The organism is Streptomyces sp. NPDC002784, assembly GCF_053592135.1.
In genome coordinates, this window is the sequence record NZ_JBSFVD010000008.1 from 169,123 (window position 1) to 185,252 (window position 16,130).

Here is a 16,130-nt window from a genome sequence, read left to right on the forward strand (position 1 = left end):
ATACCCTGATGACCTGATCAACAGGTGTGCGGGGCAGGGAAGTCGGGAAGGCCGCAGAACGACAGTGGGCGGCGATCGGGGGCGGGAATGACCGTTGACAGCGGTTACGGGGACATCTTCGGTCCCCAGGTGCCGCGCACGGGCGCCGAGGGACAGACGGCGACGTTCGCGCTGGCCTCGGCGGCCTACCGCGACACCGGCGTCGAGCAGATCCTGGACGCCAACAGCGAATGGCACCAGTCCGCCGTCAAGGCGGGCAAGATCAAGCTGTTCCGGCCGAACCTCGGCGAGGCCTTCTCCCGCGCGGTCGTCGACCGCATGATCGGCCCCGGCCGCAAACCCCTCATCCAGTCCTTCGGCGCCGAGCCGCAGGTCGTCGTCGAGCACTGCCTGGCGGCCAACAACATCCGCAAGGATCGCGACAACCGCCTGACCGTCGTGATGGTCCTGTGCGGCGTCCTCTTCCTGCCCGGACTGCTCGCCTGGCTGCTCGTGTTCCAGCTGCGCACCAGCATGACCAGGCGCGAGGACCGGCGGGTCGGCGCGCTCGCCACCGTGCTGCTCGTCGCCGTCGGAGCCCTCGCCGTGCTCTTCCTGGTCAAGATGCCGTTCACCGGCTTCTGGGCCTGGTATGCGCGCGCCTCGCTCGTCCTGCCCGTCGTCGGCTGGTACCTGGCCAAGCAGATCTGCGAGCGCACGGCCGCGGACCTGCGCGAGCGCTGGGACGGCCTGCTGGCCGGCAGCAGCGTCGGCGCCAAGGTCCCCGAGGCCGTCCCCAGCAGCCCCGGCGAGAACGCGGCCGAGCAGCTCCGCCAGTCCCTGGCCAAGCTCAGCGCCGAGCAGCAGTCCAACTCCGTGTTCTACGCCGGCCCCAAGGGCATCCTCGGCATGGGCACCCGCTGGGGCAGCTGGCAGCTCGCCGAGGATCTCGTCTCCGCCGACCCCACCCGTGAGATCCACCCCTTCCGCAGCTGGGACGTCATACGGTCCATCCACGACCAGCTGAAGATGCTGGCGCGCGGCCCGCTGAACACCGGCGGCTTCCCGACCCCGTCCATACGGCACTGGGTCGTCACGCCGATCGGCGAGAACGCCAAGGCGGTGGCCAGGCCCGGCGGCACCGACGTCGAGGCCTACCAGGTCAAGCAGCACGCGATACAGGAGATCTGCAACAAGCAGCAGTTCGGCGCGGGCGACCGGCACTACCTGGGCGTGCAGTGGACCCTGTGGGACGGACAGCTGGTGATCACCATGCTGATCACGGTCACCGTGCTGCACGAGACCCTGCGCATCGAGGTCACCGGCCACGCGCTCGGCCCGGTGCACCCCCTGTTCACCTCGAAGTCCGAGGCCCCCACCAGGGAGGTCAGCAAGTCCCTCAAGCCCTGGGAGACCCGGACGATCAAGCTGCCGCTGGTCAACGCCGACGAGGTGGTACGCCTCGCCGCCCGCGCCCCGCTCGGCTGGTACCCGCCGCTGCTGAACTGGCTCGGCGGCAGCCTGAGCCTGCCGGAGCCGTTCGGCCTGCGGCACGCCTGGGCCGACAAGCCGTGGCGGCACCGCTTCATGGCCGACGACGCCCTGCGGGCGGCCACTCCGGTGCTGCGGGTGGTGCACGCGGCGGCGATCAAGGTGCTGGACGAGAACGGCGTGAACACTGAGAAGTTCGGGGCACGGTCCGCGTTCCTCAGTACGGCCGTGCAGGACCCGGCGCCCCGGAAGGCGGACGTCTACGACGCGTGACGGCGGCGGGCGCCGGTCCGGCCGACGGCGCCCGTCCCCACGTCATACGGCCGGCCAGGCCTCCGCCAGCATCTTCCGGGTGTCCGCCAGCAACTGCGGCAGCACCTTGGTGTGCCCCACCACCGGCATGAAGTTCGTGTCGCCTCCCCAGCGCGGCACGACGTGCTGATGCAGATGGGCCGCGATCCCGGCACCGGCGACCGTGCCCTGGTTCATGCCGATGTTGAAGCCGTGCGCCCCGGACGCGGTGCGCAGAGCCGTCATCGCCTGCTTGGTCAGAGCCGCCAGCTCGACGGTCTCCGGCTCGGTGAGATCGGTGTAGTCCGCGACATGGCGGTAGGGCACGACCATCAGATGGCCGCCGTTGTACGGGTACAGATTCAGCACCGCGTAGACCTGCTCTCCGCGCCGGACGACGAGCGCGTCCTCGTCGGATTTGGCCGGAATCGAACAGAAGGGACAGCCGTCGTCGGCCCCGGGGCCGGTCGGCTTGTTCTCACCCTGGATGTAGGCCATCCGATGGGGTGTCCACAGACGCTGGAACGCGTCCTGCGTCCCCACTCCCCACTGCTGCTCCGGCTCACTCGTCATGCCATGCAGCATATGGCGTCGCCCGTTCGAGCCGTGTCGCCGGGGCTCGCGGGAAAGCGGCTCGGGCGAAGCTGGGCCCGTGCACGAAGACGACCGTCGGGGCCGCTGGGAGCGGCGCACCGAGGTGCCGCTCGCTCTCGCGTCCGTCGCCTTCCTCATCGCCTACGCGGTCCGCGTCCTGGCCACCGGTCCGACCGGGTTCGGGCCGGATGTGACCCTGGCGGTGATGCTGGGCGCCTGGGCGCTGTTCGTCGTGGACTACGCGGTCCGCTGGCGCCTCGGCGGCCAGGGGCCGCGCTTCGTACGGACGAACTGGCTGGACGCACTGGTGGTGCTGCTGCCGCTGCTGCGCCCGCTGCGCATCGTCCGGCTGTACGAGGCGGTCCAGCGCCGGCACGGACAGCCCCGGCTGTCGCTGTACGCGCGCGTGATCACCTACGCGGGGGTGTCGGCGGTGCTGCTCGGCTTCGCGGGCGCCCTGGCGGTGTACCAGCAGGAGCGCGGGGCGCCCGGCACCTCCATGCACACCTTCGGGGACGCCGTCTGGTGGACCTGCGCCACGCTCACCACGGTGGGCTACGGGGACGTCACCCCCGTCACCTTCTGGGGCCGGGTGATCGCCGTCGGCATGATGGCGGGCGGCCTGGCCCTGCTCGGCGCGGTCACCGGCTCGTTCTCGTCGTGGCTGATCCAGGTGTTCTCCCGGGAGGACGACGAAAGGCCCCCGGGGAGCTGAACTCCCCGGGGGCCCGACGGCCGGATCAGACCTGCGTCCGCTCCTCGACGACCTTCGCGATCTTCGCGAGTGCCTCCTCGAAGGGGATGCCGTTCTCCTGCGAGCCGTCGCGGTAGCGGAACGACACCGTGCCGCCGTTCATGTCGTCGTCACCCACGATGATCATGAACGGCACCTTCTGCTTCTGCGCGGTCCTGATCTTCTTCTGCATGCGGTCGGACGACGAGTCCACCTCGACCCGCAGACCCTTGCGCTTCGCCTCCGCGGCGAACTTCTCCAGGTACTCGACGTGCGCGTCGCCCACCGGGATGCCGATCGCCTGCACCGGGGCCAGCCACGCCGGGAAGGCGCCCGCGTAGTGCTCCAGCAGCACCGCGAAGAACCGCTCGATGGAGCCGAACAGCGCACGGTGGATCATGACCGGACGCTGCTTGGAGCCGTCGGGGCCGGTGTACTCCAGGTCGAAGCGCTCGGGCAGGTTGAAGTCGAGCTGGATCGTCGACATCTGCCAGGTACGGCCGATGGCGTCCTTGGTCTGCACGGAGATCTTCGGGCCGTAGAAGGCGGCGCCGCCCGGGTCCGGGACCAGCGGCAGGCCCTGCTTCTCGGCGACCTGGCGCAGCGTCTCGGTCGCCTCCTCCCAGACCTCGTCCGAGCCGACGAACTTCTCCGGGTCCTTGGTCGACAGCTCCAGGTAGAAGTCGGTCAGACCGTAGTCCCGCAGCAGCCCGAGCACGAAGGTGAGCGTCTTGTCGAGCTCCTCCGACATCTGCTCGCGGGTGCAGTAGATGTGCGCGTCGTCCTGCGTGAAGCCACGCGCCCGCGTCAGGCCGTGCACCACGCCCGACTTCTCGTACCGGTACACGGTTCCGAACTCGAAGAGGCGCAGCGGCAGTTCACGGTACGAGCGGCCGCGCGCGTCGAAGATCAGGTTGTGCATCGGGCAGTTCATGGGCTTGAGGTAGTAGTCCACGCCCTCGTCGAGCTGCATGGGCGGGTACATGCCGTCGGCGTACCAGTCCAGGTGTCCGGACGTCTCGAAGAGCTTCCCCTTCGTGGCGTGCGGGGTGTAGACGAACTCGTAGCCCTCTTCCTCGTGCCGGCGGCGCGAGTAGTCCTCCATCACGCGGCGGACGATGCCGCCCTTGGGGTGGAAGACGGCGAGGCCGGAGCCGATCTGCTCCGGGATGGAGAACAGGTCCAGCTCGCTGCCCAGCTTGCGGTGGTCGCGCTTCTCGGCCTCGGCGAGGAAGTCCAGGTAGCCCTTGAGCTCGTCCTTGGAGGGCCAGGCGGTGCCGTAGATGCGCTGGAGCATCGGGTTCTTCTCGCTGCCGCGCCAGTAGGCGGCGGCGTTGCGCATCAGCTTGAACGCCGGGATCAGGCGGGTCGAGGGCAGGTGCGGACCGCGGCAGAGGTCCTTCCAGCACAGCTCGCCGGTCTTGGCGTCCAGGTTGTCGTAGATCGTCAGTTCGCCGGCGCCGACCTCGACGTCCGCGCCGTCGTCGGAGGACGCGGCGCCCTTGAGGCCGATCAGCTCCAGCTTGTAGGGCTCGCCCGCGAGTTCCGCGCGGGCGGCCTCGTCGGTCACCACGCGACGGGCGAACTTCTGCCCCCGCTTCTGGATCTCCTGCATCTTCTTCTCGATGGCCTTGAGATCCTCGGGCGTGAACGGCTTCTCGACGTCGAAGTCGTAGTAGAAGCCGTCCTTGACCGGCGGTCCGATGCCGAGCTTGGCCTCGGGGAACAGCTCCTGCACGGCCTGCGCCATGACGTGCGCGGTGGAGTGGCGCAGGATGTTCAGGCCGTCCTCGGAGGAGATCTCGACGCCCTCGACCTCCTCGCCGTCGGCCAGGACGTACGACAGGTCCCGGAGTTCGCCGCCCACGCGCGCGGCGATGATCGAGCGCTCGCCTGCGAAGAGCTCGGCGGCCGTAGTGCCCGTCGTCACCACGCGCTCTTCCCGCTCGGAATCGCGTTGGATGATCACACGGACGTCTGACACCGGTCTCTCCTGACTGAAGGGGGGCTGCGGCGCCATACCGGGAGCGCACGCATGACGGGATCGTACCGACCCGCACCCGGTCAGGGCGAAATCAATCCCCTCCGCAGGCTTCCTCGAAGAAGTCGAGATTCTCCTGGAGCGACTTCATCAGCCGGTCCCGTTCCGCCTCGTCGACCTGCACGGGTACGACGCCACGGACGCCGGTGAGCTTGCGGAAGCCGCCCCGGCTCTCCAGCCGCCCGTGCACCCGCACCGGCAGTCCGACCAGGTGGGCGTGGCCGGCGATCCGGTAGGACTCCTCGTCCAGGGTCAGCCGGACGTGCGGGATCTCGGCGCCGGCCAGCACCCGCAGCCGTACCGCCCCCTCGCCGCGCGGCCCCGACCGGCGCATCCGGACCACGGCGCCGGTGACGCGCACCGCCACGGACGGTTCCGCGCGCAGATAGCGGGCCCCGGCCTCGCGCAGCACCGGCAGGTCGCCCGGGGAGAACTCGACGGCCTCGGCACCGGCCGCGCAGCCGTCGGGGACCGCGGCGGCGGGCGCCCACTCCACGGCGATGCGTGCGCCCTCGGTGCCCCGGACGAGGGCGATCAGTGCCTCGGTGAGTTCGCGGCTGACGCCGGCCTCGACGGCGCCGTCGAAGGCGTCCATGCCGCCGGTGGCGCGCCGGTAGTCGATGGCCTCGCGGGCGGCGTACAGCGCCTGGTGCAGGCGTACGGCGAGCGGGCGGCCGGTGCCGACGGGCACGAAGGCGGTCAGGTTCCGGCCGCCGGCCGGGGAGCCGACCAGGACGTGCTCCAGCATCGCGGCGGCGGGGCGGCGATGCCGGGCACCGTGGTAGCCGGCACGCGCGCGGGTGGCGAGGGCGGCGGCGAGGAGTGTCTGGCGGGCGGCGCCGCGCAGCTGCTCCTCGACGGTCCAGGAGGTGGTGCCGGCGGGGCCGGTGGGCACGTCCCGCCACCAGCGGATCTCGTCGCTGGGCACGGCGAGGCAGACCAGCACCTCGCGGGCGGAGGGGGTGCCGCTGCGGGCGAGGGCGACGAGCGCCTCGCCGAGCAGGTCGTCGCTGTCGGGGAAGGCGCGGCTCTCGGGTACGAGCAGGCTGGTTCCGGCGCCGTCCGGTCCGGGCGGGGTCCAACGGCCGTAGCGTCCGGCGGCGCCGCCGCGGCGCCGCCAGCCGTGCCGGCGCAGCAGGGCGCTGAGGACGGCGGGGTCGACCTGGCCGGGCTCGGGGGGCCGGTGCCGGCCGGCGGGGTCGGCCGGGTGCGGCCCGAGCGGCCGCGGGGGCTCCTCGATGGGGCGGTGCGTCATGGTCTGCCTCCCGTCCCGACCCGCGTCATGATCTCGCACAGCGCACGGTCGTCGAAGATGCGTGCGGTCGGGATCCGCACGGTGGTCCGGGTGCGGCCGGTGACCGGATGCCCCGCGAGGTTGACCCAGTAGCAGCAGTGCCTGAGGTCGAGCCGGTCGTGGCCGGCGCGCAGCCAGTCGTCCGGGGAGCGCGGGACGAGCATCACGACGAGGATCTTGTGCACGGAGACCGGGGTGCGGGCGAGCTTGCGCAGGTGGTCGTTGTCCAGCGTGAAGGAGAAGGTGCGGCCCGGGGGGCTGGGCGGGATCTGGTAGGTGGCCTTGAGCTGCACCTTGATGGTGACCTCGTCGTCGACCGTGTGGCCGGGTGCGCTGTGGCTGACGTGCCAGTCGATGCCGTTGTCCGGGAACGGCTGCGACAGCGAGCACCCGGCGGCCGCCGCGACGGCGTGCAGATAGCCCACCTGCAAGGTCTCCATGCAGGCGGTGGTGGCGAGTGTGCCGCGATGGGGGCCCGTGCGCTCGGGCAGCAGCCCGCTCCGCTCGGGCTGCGCTATCGCCATGACGAACAGCCTTCCACGCCAGAGTAATCCCCGTGCCGGGCCGCTGAACTGCAAGGACCCGCACTCCTGTTGTCTCCTTCCGGCGTACGGCGCAAACAGCCCGGGTATCACCGAAACGGGCAGCGGACGGTGCGTCAGCTGCCGTGGGTGAACGAGGGGTTGTGCAGATATGGCGAGCTGGTATGAGGGCCCGCTGGCGGCATTCGACACGGAGACGACCGGCGTACATGTCGAGACCGACCGGATCGTGTCGGCGGCGATCGTGGTCCAGGACACCCCGGGCGCCCGGCCGCGGGTGACCCGGTGGCTGGTGAACCCGGGCGTGCCGGTGCCGGAGGCGGCGACGGCGGTGCACGGACTGACGGAGGAGCATCTTCAGCGCAACGGCCGCTGGCCCGCGCCGGTGATGCACGAGATAGCCGCACGACTGGCCGAACAGGCCCTGGCGGGCCGCCCGCTGGTGGTGATGAACGCGCCGTTCGACCTGACGATCCTCGATCGTGAGCTGCGCCGCCATCGGGCGTCGTCCCTGGACCACTGGTTCGAGACGGCTCCGCTGCTGGTGCTCGATCCGAGGGTGCTGGACAAGCATCTGGACCGCTATCGCAAGGGCCGGCGCACGCTCACCGACCTGTGCGCGCACTACGGGGTCGCCCTGGACGGCGCGCATGACGCGGGCGCGGACGCGCTGGCCGCGCTGGACGTCGTACGGGCGGTGGGGCGCCGTTTCGCGGCGCGGCTCGAGCGGCTCTCGCCCGCCGAACTGCACATGCTGCAGGCGGTGTGGCACGCGGCGCAGGCGCGGGGGCTCCAGGCGTGGTTCGCGCGCAGCGGCACGGAGGAGGCGGTGGACCCGGCGTGGCCGCTGCGTCCGGATCTGCCGGCGGCGGCATGAGAAAAGGCCGGTCCGTACGGACCGGCCTTCTTTCCCGGTGGGCGATACTGGGTTCGAACCAGTGACCTCTTCGGTGTGAACGAAGCGCTCTCCCACTGAGCTAATCGCCCGGGAACGCACTGAACCATACAGGCCTTCGCGGGTTTCCTTCAAACCGCTTCCAAGTGCGCGGCAAGGCCCCGCCGTCCGGCCCGCATCATCAGCCAGTGGTTGGCGCGGAAGACGGGCCGTCCGGGCACGGCCAGGGTGCGCATCAGCGGCTTGCGCACGTCGACGACCTGCTCGTAGCGGGCCAGGCTGCCGGTGCCGTCCGGGGTGACGGTCCAGCGGACCCAGCCCTCCAGGTCACCGGAGAGGGCGATCTCCAGCACTCCGGCGGCCGGATCGCGCCGCGTCTCCCGCGCGGTGAAGGTCAGGTCGTACGGCAGCAGGGAGCGGATGCGGACCACGCCGCCGGTGTCGTCGAGCCGGTTCACCTCGCGCACCTGGGGCCACCAGCGGGGGTAGTCGTCGGCGCGCTCCAGGGCGGCGTATACGGCGGCGGGCGGCGCGGGCAGGGGCCACAGGCTGCGGAATCGGTAGTGGGACCAGTCCATGGGCCGAGTGTGGCACCGGGAAGTGAGTAGGTTCTGAGTACGCGCACTCATGTCGTACGGCGTGACGGGGACCACACTCCAAGCCATGACGCACATTCCGTCCCCCGCCGAGGAGCTGCGGCTCCTCGACGCCGAGCTGCGGCAACTGGACGCCCGCCGGTCGCAGTTGCTCGCCCGCCGCGGCCGGCTGGTCGCCGCCCTGGAGGCGGCCCGCCCGGCGCAGGTTCTCGCACCGCCGCGCCCCGAGGCATCACCGCCGCGGGTGCAGAACATGCTCCTGCTGCTCGGCGGCGCCCTGCTCACCGTCGCCGCGATGGCGTTCACGCTGGTCGGCTGGGGGCACCTGGGCATCGTCGGCCGCTCCGCGGTGCTGGGTGCGATCACGGTGGCGGCGCTCGCGGCGCCGCTGCCGCTGCTGGCCCGCGGGCTGCGCTCGACGGCGGAGGCGGTGGCGGGTCTCGGTCTGGCACTGACGGTGCTGGACGCGTACGCGCTGCACGAGGTCGCGCTGGGCGGGGTGGACGGGGTCGGCTATACGGCGGTCGCGGCGGCGGTGCTCGCGGCGGCCTGGACGGCGTACGGCCTGCTGCCGAGGACGGCGGAGCTGCGGCTGCCGCTGCCCGCCGCGCTGGCCTCGGCCCAACTCCCGCTGCTGCTGTGGGCGTTGGCGGCGGACGCCGGGCCGTACCGGCTGGCCGCCGCGCTGCTGGTCACCGCCGGCCTCGACACCGCTGTGGCGCTCCGGGTGCCCGCCCGTTCCGTACGGATCGCCGCCGCCGTGGGCGCGTACGGCATGGGCGCCGGGGGCGTGCTGACGGCCGGGGGTCTGTCCTGGACGGCCACCGGTCCGAGCGCCGCCGCCCGTGCGGCGGCGCTCCTCCTCCTCGCGGCGCTGATCGCCCTGGCGGCGGCCCGGCGCACGGCGACGGTGACGGCGCCCGTGGGCGGCCTGCTCCTGGTCGCGGCCGCGGGTGGCGTCCCGCGCGTGCTGCTGCCGGAGGTGTGGACGGTACCGGTGCATCTGGCGTGCGCGGTCGCCCTGTTGGCGGCGGTACGCGTGCAGCGGCTGCCCGAGCCGGTGCGCCGGGGTCTCGGCCAGGCGTCCGCGGCGGTCCAGGCGCTCGCCGTGCTGTGGGCGGCACCGCTCGTCGCCGTCACCCTGCTGGGCCCGCTCGCCTGGATCGACCGCCCCTGGTCCGGGGCACCGTCGGACATCCGGGCCGCGGTGACGGCCGAGGCGCCGTGGCCCCCGCTGTCTCAGACGGCCCCGCTGGTCCTGGCCACCGTCGCCGCGGTACTGGCGCTCTCGGCGCGCCCCGGAGCGAGGACGGCGGCGCTGGTGCCGGCGTGGGCCACGGCGCTCGTGCTGCCGCCGGTGCTGCAACTCCCTTACGAGGCAGGGCTGGTGGTGGCGCTGTCGGTGGCGGCCCTCGCCCTGGTCCCGGCAGCGCCGACGGCCACCGTCCTCGCCGTGGCCGCCTCCCTGCACGCGGCCTCCCTGGCCCTGGCCGCGCAGTCCGCGACCCTGGCCGTCCTCACCACGCTGACGTTCCTGTTCGCGGCGGCCTCCCGGCGCCGCGCTCTCGTGGCGGCGCCGGCCGCCCTCGTCTGGGCCACCGCGCTGGCCTGTGCGATCGGCGCCGCCGCGGGCTGGGCACCGCAGCACACCGCGCTGCTGGTCCTGACGGTGCCGGTGGCCGCCGCCCTGCTCGCCGCCCGCGACGCCGGGGCGGCCCTCCCGGTCGAGGTGACGGGTGCCGCCGCGGGCCTGCTCGCCATCACGCTGACGATCACCGACCCGCCCGTGCTGGCCCTCGTCCTGGCGCTGTGCGGCGTGATCACCGCGGCCACGGCGCTCCGGCCGGACCGCCGCCTCGTCGGCTACGCGTCCGCCGCCCTCTTCGTGCTGGCCGCCTGGGTCCGCCTGGCGGCCTGGGAGGTCGGCACCCCGGAGGCGTACACGCTGCCGGTGACGATCCCGGCCCTGCTCGTGGGCGCTCTGCGCCGGCGCCGCGACCCACGGACCTCGTCCTGGACGGCGTACGGACCGGGCCTGGCCGCGACCCTGCTGCCGAGCCTGGTCGCGGCCTGGGCCGACCCGCACTGGACGCGCCCCCTCCTGCTGGGCCTGGCGGCCCTCACGGTCACCCTCGTGGGCGCCCGCCACCACCTCCAGGCCCCGCTCCTGCTCGGCGGCGCGACCCTGCTCCTGGACGCCCTGCACGAACTGGCCCCCTACCTGATCCAGGTGGCGGGCGCCCTCCCCCGATGGGCCCCGCCGGCCCTCGCCGGCCTCCTCCTGCTCGCCCTGGGCGCGACGTACGAGCAGCGCATCAGGGACGTCCGGCGGGTGCAGGGAATCCTCGGGAAGATGAACTGACCTACCGGGGGCGGGGAACTGCGCGACCGGCTTCCACCGGCCCGCAGTTCCCCGCCACCGTCATGGCATCTTGTGCCCGAGCAGCGCCAGATTCTCGATGGCGGCGAGCCCGTACAGCGCGGTGTCGTTCGTGGACACCCAAGCGGCCTCGCTACCCGGCACCAACGCCACCGGCCCGCTCAGCTCCACGGTCTTCCACGGCGCCGACTCCCGGTAGCCATCGGAGTTGTAGAACTTCTCCCAGGCCCGCTTGGCCAGCTTCTCGTCCCCCGTCTGCACGGCCGCGTACGCGTCCAGCCGCGAGTGCCCCTGGAACAGCAGCAGGTTCCCGAAGTTGGACCCGTAGCGCGCCGCCTGCTCGGCCTTGGTGGCGTTGAAGTACCGGCAGTAGTCGAAGTACGCCTCGTTGAACTTCGGCATGTCGACGAGGTCGATGAGTTCGGCGCACAGCTCGTTGAGCCCGAACACGGCGGACAGATGCGACACCCCCACCACCGGCTTCTCGGCGACGGCGAAGCGACCGGTGTCCAGGTCGTAGAGCCCGGTGCCCTGCACGAAGCCGTTGGGCTGCGCGGCGATGGTCTCCATGGTCGACAGCACCCGCGCCCTGGCCTTCTCCCACTTGGGCCCCTTGCGCTCCCACTCCGTCAGCCAGGCGGAGACCAGTCCGCTCCAGTCCGTGCCGAAGCCGACCGACAGCGCGTGCCGGTCGGGCGTGTACGGCTCGGTGCGGATCTTGCGGATCGGGTCGAGGACGAGGAACGTCTCGTCGGAGTCGACGTTGGCGTGCATGAGGTCGCCGACCCGCTCGTCGCCGGTGAGGAAGTAGTAGTAGCGGCGGTACGTGGTGTTGGCGATGCGCTGCTGCTTGGCGCTGTCGGCGTAGTGCTGGACGCCGTGCCGGGTGCCGAGCCCCGCCCATTCGCCGAGGTGGTAGACGTCGACCTCGCCGGTGTGCCGGGTCATCGCCTCGGCGAAGCGGAAGATGTCGGCGCGGCCGGAGCGCAGGTACGCGAACCAGAGCCACAGGTCCGGCGACAGCTCGGAGTTGTCCCAGGCGTAGCCGCCGACGTCGTACCGCCACTGGTGCCGGACGGTGTCGTAGGTGTGCATGATGTCGCCGTAGTCCCAGAAGCCGTACCAACGACGCATCTCCACCTGGTCCTTGTAGTAGGTGAAGAGGAAGTCGAGGTGGTCCTCGATCCTGGCCTTGGCGGGGGTGGAGCGGTCGGGCTCGGAGTACAGGCCGGGGCCGAAGACGCCGGCCTTGATGAGCTGCCGGGGCGGCGCGGCGAGCTGCGGCAGCACCCGTACCGCCTCGATCTGCTGGGCCAGCGCGTCCGCCGACGGGGTCGACTCGTTGGCCCAGAAGAGGAGTTCGGAGGTGCGGGCGATGCCGTAGGGGGTGCCGAAGCCGGGTTCGTAGTCCTCGTAGGTGATGTTGAGGCCTTCGAGCTGCTCGGGGAAGGTGTCCTGGCCCATGCCGTCGTGGTAGAAGCGCAGGTCCATCGGCTGGGCCTCGGGCGACCAGAGCCAGAGGGTGACCTCGGCCGCGTCGGTGTGGGCGTCGCGGATGTCGAGCTGGGCGGGGAACTTCTCCCAGAAGTCCCGCAGGCCGAAGGAGAATCCGCCGCCGGCGCCGCCGACGTAGCCGAAGCCGTTCGCGCGGCGCCCGCCGCCGGCGGCGATCCAGCCGTGGCCCTTCTTGGTCCGCTTGCGCACGGTGAAGCCGTCGGCGGAGAGCTGGGAGAGGGTGTAGTCGCCCCACTCGGGGATGTACTGCAGGCGGGTGGTGACGCGCTGGTCCCAGGTGGCCGGGTCGGGCAGCTTCTTGCCCTCGAACTGGGCCGCCTGGACGGCCGCGCCGGGGTCGCGGCGCAGTCCGGTGATGCCCTTGACGGCCTCGCGGAGCATGCCGGTGCCCTCGCCGCCGAGGCGGATGTGCCGGTCGTAGGACTGGTCGCGCAGGGGGACGGTGAAGCGGACGCCGAGGCCGCGGATGAAGTCGCCGCTCGCCTTGCCGGGTTCCTGGGTGCCGTCGAAGGTGAGGGTGTGCACCATGCGGAAGGAGTCGGCGCCCGCGTAGAAGTACAGCCGGATCGAGAAGGGCAGCCAACTGCGGTTGCCCTTGCGGTGCTTGCCGTCGATGCGGACGACCGCGCGGACCGGGCCGTCCTGCTCGACCTCGACCTTCGCGATGGCGCCGTCGAAGCGCTCGGTCCTGACCTGGCCCTGGTCCTCGTCCTCGATCTCGGGCTGGCGGAGCAGGACGAGTCTGCCGTTCCTGGCGATCTCGGTGGAGCCGCGGGTGACGGACTTGATCAGCGTGGCGCCGGACGTGCCGATCCGCGCGGTGATGACGCCGGTCGATATGTCGATGGTGCCGCCGCTCTGGTCGACGGTGACCTTCTTCGCGGGGGCGGCGGGCTCGCCCGCGGCGAGGGTGAGCTTGCCGGTGCCGCCCGAACTCACCGCGTGGGCGGTCCACTTGAGGGATCCGTCGGGCCAGTAGGCGAGCGGCCAGGTCTGTACGGGCACCGCCTTGCCCTCCGCGTCCGTCAGCGCGAAGGTCTGGTCCTCCTGGAAGGCGCCCTTCGGCCAGGGCACGCCGAGGGTCGAGCCGGGGGCCGCGCCGAGGCCGCCGTCCTCCAGCCAGTCCAGGGTCACGGGGTCGCCGTCACCGGCCGCGGCGTGGGGCGCGGCCTGCGCGTCCTTGGCCCCGAGCGCCCAGCTGAACTGCGCGGCGGCGCCGGCGACGGCGGCCGCTTTGAGGAGGGACCTGCGAGGGATGGGAGACATGACCGTTCCTTCCGTGCGGAGGGTTTGGGCAGGGGCATGACAGACAGCGGTACGGCGCCCAGGGGGCACCGACCTGTGCGGGGTCAGCGGTGCCGGTACCGCTCCTCCACGGCGACGGCCGCCGCCGCGACGGCCCCGAGGACGGGGACCGCGAGCGGTGCGACGAACGCGGCGGACAGGGCCACCACGGCGAGCCCGGCGATGATCAGAAAGGAACCGGCGGGGTCGAGCACGGTCCGGCGTCCGGCGTCCGCGAGCAGCGCCCGCCAGGTGCGGCCCGGTGCCCACAGGGCCGTCGCCCGCAGCAGGGCCACGGCCAGGCCGATCAGCGCGAACAGTCCGACGGCGCCGACGAGGGGCCCGCCGGGCAGCCCGGCCCGCGCGGCCTGGACGTCCACCCAGACCGCGGCGGCCGCCGCCCAGCCGGCCAGCCCGACGGCCCACCCCGCGCGCAGGGCCGCCCGGAAGTCCGCGACGAACTCCCGCCACCCGCCGGCCTCGTGCCGCGCCCGGCGCCGCAGATGCCGGGCGCCGGCGGCGAAGGCGGCGGGGTAGGTGACCACCCCGAGGCAGGCCACGGCGATCCACACGCCGGTGAGCAGCGCCTCGGCGAAGAGCGCGAAGCGTTCGCCGAACAGGGGTTCCCGGCGTGCCTTCGTGCGGGCCTCGGCCATGGTCACCCCTTCAGTCCGGACGTCGCCATACCGTCGATGAGGTACCGCTGGAAGGCCATGAAGAAGGCGATGACCGGCACCAGCGCCACCAGCGACATCGCGATCATGCTGCCGTAGTTGGAGATGCCCTCCTGGTCGCGGAACATCATCAGGCCGAGCGAGACCGTGTACTTCTCCGGGGTGTTGAGGTAGATCAGCGGCCCCATGAAGTCGTTCCAGGCGTTGATGAAGGTGAAGATGGCGCTGGTGATGATGGCCGGGCGGCTCAGCGGCAGCACGATGGACCAGTACGTCCTCAGGTGCCCGCAGCCGTCGAGCTTGGCGGCCTCGTCCAGCTCGCGCGGCAGCCCGCGCATGAACTGCACCATCAGGAAGACGAAGAACGCCTCCGTGGCGAGGAACTTGCCCGCGACGAGCGGCACCAGGGTGTCGACGAGTTCGAGGTTGCGGAAGAGCACGTACTGCGGGATGAGCAGCACGTGGTACGGCAGCAGCAGGGTGCCGATCATCAGCGTGAACAGCAGGTTCCGCCCGGCGAACCCGATCTTGGCGAAGGCGTACGCGGTCAGCGAGCTGGACACCACGACACCGACCACGGCGAGACCGGCGTACATCAGCGAGTTCCAGAAGAAGCTGCTGATGGAGATGCCGGAGATGCCGTCCGCGAGCCCGGAGAAGTTCGCCCAGACCGGCTCGGTGGGCAACAGGTCGAGGCTGGCGATGATGTCCTTGCTCGGCTTGAAGGACGCACCGACGACCCAGATCACGGGATACAGCACGACCGCGAGGACGAGCAGCGCGCCCACGTGCCAGGCGATCGATCCGGTGCGCCGCCGCTCGTTCGCGGCGTGCGCGGCGGGGCTGGTGGCGGTGGTCACTTGGCGGCCTCCTCGTAGTGCACCCACTTCTTCTGCGACCAGAACAGGACCGCCGTGACCAGCGCCACCGCGACCACCAGCGTCCAGGCCATCGCGGAGGCGAAGCCCATCTGGGCCTCCTTGAAGCCCTTCTGGTAGAGGTAACAGGTGTAGACGAGGGTGGCGTCGGCGGGCCCGCACCGGGTGTCGGAGACGACGTAGGCGGAGCCGAACACCTGGAACGCGTGGATGGACTCCAGCAGGACGTTGAAGAACAGCACCGGCGAGATCATCGGCAGCGTGATGTTCCAGAACCGCCGCAGCGGACCGGCCCCGTCCACCTCGGCGGCCTCGTACAGCTCCCGCGGGACCTGCTTGAGGCCGGCCAGGAAGATGACCATCGGCGCGCCGAACTGCCAGATGCTCAGGGCCACCAGGGAGTAGAGGACGTAGTCGGGGTTGCCGATCCAGCCGCCCACGTCCAGCCCGAAGATCTTCTGCGTGCGGTCCACGACCGCGTCGTCCGAGAACAGCGCCCGCCACACGAAGCCCACGGAGACGCTGGCGCCGATGAGCGAGGGCATGTAGAACGCGGCCCGGTACAGGCCCTGTCCGCGCCGGCTCTGGGCGAGCAGCAGCGCGACGCCGAGGGCGAGCAGCAGCTTCAGCGGGGTGGCGACGACGACGTACTTCAGCGTGACCTCGACCGACTTCTGCCAGCGCGGGTCCTGGAACATCGTCGTGAAGTTGTCGAGCCCCACCCACCGGGGCGGCGTGAACAGGTTGTAGCTGGTGAACGCGTAGTACAGCGACGCGATCATCGGTCCTGCCGTGAGCAGCAGGAAGCCCGCGATCCACGGCGACATGAAGAGATAGCCGGCGAGGTTCTCGCGGCGCCGCCCGCGCCGCCCGGCGGGGGGCGCGGCGGACCGCTTCCCGGCCGGGCGCACGGGCGCTTCCTTGACGAGCGTCATGGTGGTAC

General features: G+C 71.8%; 13 protein-coding genes and 1 tRNA gene. 4 read left to right on the forward strand and 10 right to left on the reverse strand.

The annotated features are described in order from the left end of the window. Positions 1-87: 87 nt before the first annotated feature. Positions 88-1,743, forward strand: coding sequence for a hypothetical protein (locus tag ACWD1Z_RS17535; RefSeq protein WP_451119542.1), 1,656 nt, complete (start codon positions 88-90; stop codon positions 1,741-1,743). 42 nt (positions 1,744-1,785) lie between these two features. On the opposite strand, the gene ACWD1Z_RS17540 is transcribed toward ACWD1Z_RS17535, so the two are convergent. Beyond that, on the reverse strand, positions 1,786-2,346 hold the full coding sequence (locus tag ACWD1Z_RS17540; protein ID WP_451119544.1) for an HIT family protein: 561 nt from the start codon (positions 2,344-2,346) through the stop codon (positions 1,786-1,788). 67 nt (positions 2,347-2,413) lie between these two features. Between ACWD1Z_RS17540 and ACWD1Z_RS17545 the strand changes: the two genes are divergently transcribed. Beyond that, a complete protein-coding gene (locus ACWD1Z_RS17545) occupies positions 2,414-3,070 on the forward strand; it encodes a potassium channel family protein (RefSeq protein WP_451119546.1) in 657 nt (218 codons plus the stop codon). A 25-nt stretch (positions 3,071-3,095) separates the two neighbouring features. Here the strand turns inward: ACWD1Z_RS17545 and thrS are convergent, their stop codons facing one another. The 3 genes from thrS to ACWD1Z_RS17560 all read right to left on the reverse strand — a co-directional run bounded on the left by thrS (position 3,096) and on the right by ACWD1Z_RS17560 (position 6,947). Further along, complete coding sequence (gene thrS / locus ACWD1Z_RS17550; protein WP_451119548.1) at positions 3,096-5,072, reverse strand: threonine--tRNA ligase; 1,977 nt, start codon at positions 5,070-5,072, stop codon at positions 3,096-3,098. A gap of 91 nt (positions 5,073-5,163) precedes the next feature. Continuing rightward, positions 5,164-6,384, reverse strand: a complete 1,221-nt coding sequence (locus ACWD1Z_RS17555) for a hypothetical protein (protein WP_451119550.1) — start codon at positions 6,382-6,384, stop codon at positions 5,164-5,166. Beyond that, positions 6,381-6,947: a DUF4365 domain-containing protein gene (locus ACWD1Z_RS17560; RefSeq protein ID WP_451119552.1), complete on the reverse strand. Its 567-nt coding sequence runs from the start codon at positions 6,945-6,947 to the stop codon at positions 6,381-6,383. Before ACWD1Z_RS17560 ends, ACWD1Z_RS17555 begins: the two co-directional genes overlap by 4 nt. 169 nt (positions 6,948-7,116) lie before the next feature. Here ACWD1Z_RS17560 and ACWD1Z_RS17565 point away from each other — a divergent pair, with 169 nt between their 5' ends. Then, on the forward strand, positions 7,117-7,842 hold the full coding sequence (locus ACWD1Z_RS17565) for an exonuclease domain-containing protein (protein ID WP_451119553.1): 726 nt from the start codon (positions 7,117-7,119) through the stop codon (positions 7,840-7,842). A 38-nt stretch (positions 7,843-7,880) separates the two neighbouring features. On the opposite strand, the gene ACWD1Z_RS17570 is transcribed toward ACWD1Z_RS17565, so the two are convergent. Beyond that, a tRNA-Val gene (locus tag ACWD1Z_RS17570) sits at positions 7,881-7,952 on the reverse strand. Between the two features lie 39 nt (positions 7,953-7,991). Continuing rightward, positions 7,992-8,438, reverse strand: a complete 447-nt coding sequence (locus tag ACWD1Z_RS17575) for an SRPBCC family protein (RefSeq protein ID WP_451119555.1) — start codon at positions 8,436-8,438, stop codon at positions 7,992-7,994. An 85-nt stretch (positions 8,439-8,523) separates the two neighbouring features. Between ACWD1Z_RS17575 and ACWD1Z_RS17580 the strand changes: the two genes are divergently transcribed. Next, positions 8,524-10,818 carry an SCO7613 C-terminal domain-containing membrane protein gene (locus ACWD1Z_RS17580; protein WP_451119557.1) on the forward strand — a complete coding sequence of 765 codons (2,295 nt, stop codon included), beginning with the start codon at positions 8,524-8,526 and terminating at the stop codon, positions 10,816-10,818. Positions 10,819-10,878: 60 nt separating this feature from the next. Here the strand turns inward: ACWD1Z_RS17580 and ACWD1Z_RS17585 are convergent, their stop codons facing one another. The 4 genes from ACWD1Z_RS17585 to ACWD1Z_RS17600 all read right to left on the reverse strand — a co-directional run bounded on the left by ACWD1Z_RS17585 (position 10,879) and on the right by ACWD1Z_RS17600 (position 16,122). Next, entirely contained in the window at positions 10,879-13,617 is a 2,739-nt protein-coding gene (locus ACWD1Z_RS17585; protein ID WP_451119559.1) for an exo-rhamnogalacturonan lyase family protein, read from the reverse strand. Positions 13,618-13,700: 83 nt separating this feature from the next. After that, positions 13,701-14,291: a hypothetical protein gene (locus ACWD1Z_RS17590; protein WP_451119561.1), complete on the reverse strand. Its 591-nt coding sequence runs from the start codon at positions 14,289-14,291 to the stop codon at positions 13,701-13,703. Positions 14,292-14,293: 2 nt separating this feature from the next. Continuing rightward, positions 14,294-15,169 carry a carbohydrate ABC transporter permease gene (locus tag ACWD1Z_RS17595; RefSeq protein ID WP_451119562.1) on the reverse strand — a complete coding sequence of 292 codons (876 nt, stop codon included), beginning with the start codon at positions 15,167-15,169 and terminating at the stop codon, positions 14,294-14,296. Next, complete coding sequence (locus tag ACWD1Z_RS17600) at positions 15,166-16,122, reverse strand: carbohydrate ABC transporter permease (RefSeq protein WP_451119564.1); 957 nt, start codon at positions 16,120-16,122, stop codon at positions 15,166-15,168. The genes ACWD1Z_RS17595 and ACWD1Z_RS17600 overlap by 4 nt, the downstream gene beginning before the upstream one ends. Positions 16,123-16,130 lie beyond the last annotated feature (8 nt).

What these genes read in the sequence shown, in the direction of transcription:
- ACWD1Z_RS17535 (WP_451119542.1), top strand. Translation starts at nt 88, where the DNA reads ATGACCGTTGACAGCGGTTACGGGGACATCTTCGGTCCCCAGGTGCCG.
- ACWD1Z_RS17540 (WP_451119544.1), bottom strand. Translation starts at nt 2,346, where the DNA reads ATGCTGCATGGCATGACGAGTGAGCCGGAGCAGCAGTGGGGAGTGGGG.
- ACWD1Z_RS17555 (WP_451119550.1), bottom strand. Translation starts at nt 6,384, where the DNA reads ATGACGCACCGCCCCATCGAGGAGCCCCCGCGGCCGCTCGGGCCGCAC.
- ACWD1Z_RS17560 (WP_451119552.1), bottom strand. Translation starts at nt 6,947, where the DNA reads ATGGCGATAGCGCAGCCCGAGCGGAGCGGGCTGCTGCCCGAGCGCACG.
- ACWD1Z_RS17565 (WP_451119553.1), top strand. Translation starts at nt 7,117, where the DNA reads ATGGCGAGCTGGTATGAGGGCCCGCTGGCGGCATTCGACACGGAGACG.
- ACWD1Z_RS17575 (WP_451119555.1), bottom strand. Translation starts at nt 8,438, where the DNA reads ATGGACTGGTCCCACTACCGATTCCGCAGCCTGTGGCCCCTGCCCGCG.
- ACWD1Z_RS17580 (WP_451119557.1), top strand. Translation starts at nt 8,524, where the DNA reads ATGACGCACATTCCGTCCCCCGCCGAGGAGCTGCGGCTCCTCGACGCC.
- ACWD1Z_RS17585 (WP_451119559.1), bottom strand. Translation starts at nt 13,617, where the DNA reads ATGTCTCCCATCCCTCGCAGGTCCCTCCTCAAAGCGGCCGCCGTCGCC.
- ACWD1Z_RS17590 (WP_451119561.1), bottom strand. Translation starts at nt 14,291, where the DNA reads ATGGCCGAGGCCCGCACGAAGGCACGCCGGGAACCCCTGTTCGGCGAA.
- ACWD1Z_RS17600 (WP_451119564.1), bottom strand. Translation starts at nt 16,122, where the DNA reads ATGACGCTCGTCAAGGAAGCGCCCGTGCGCCCGGCCGGGAAGCGGTCC.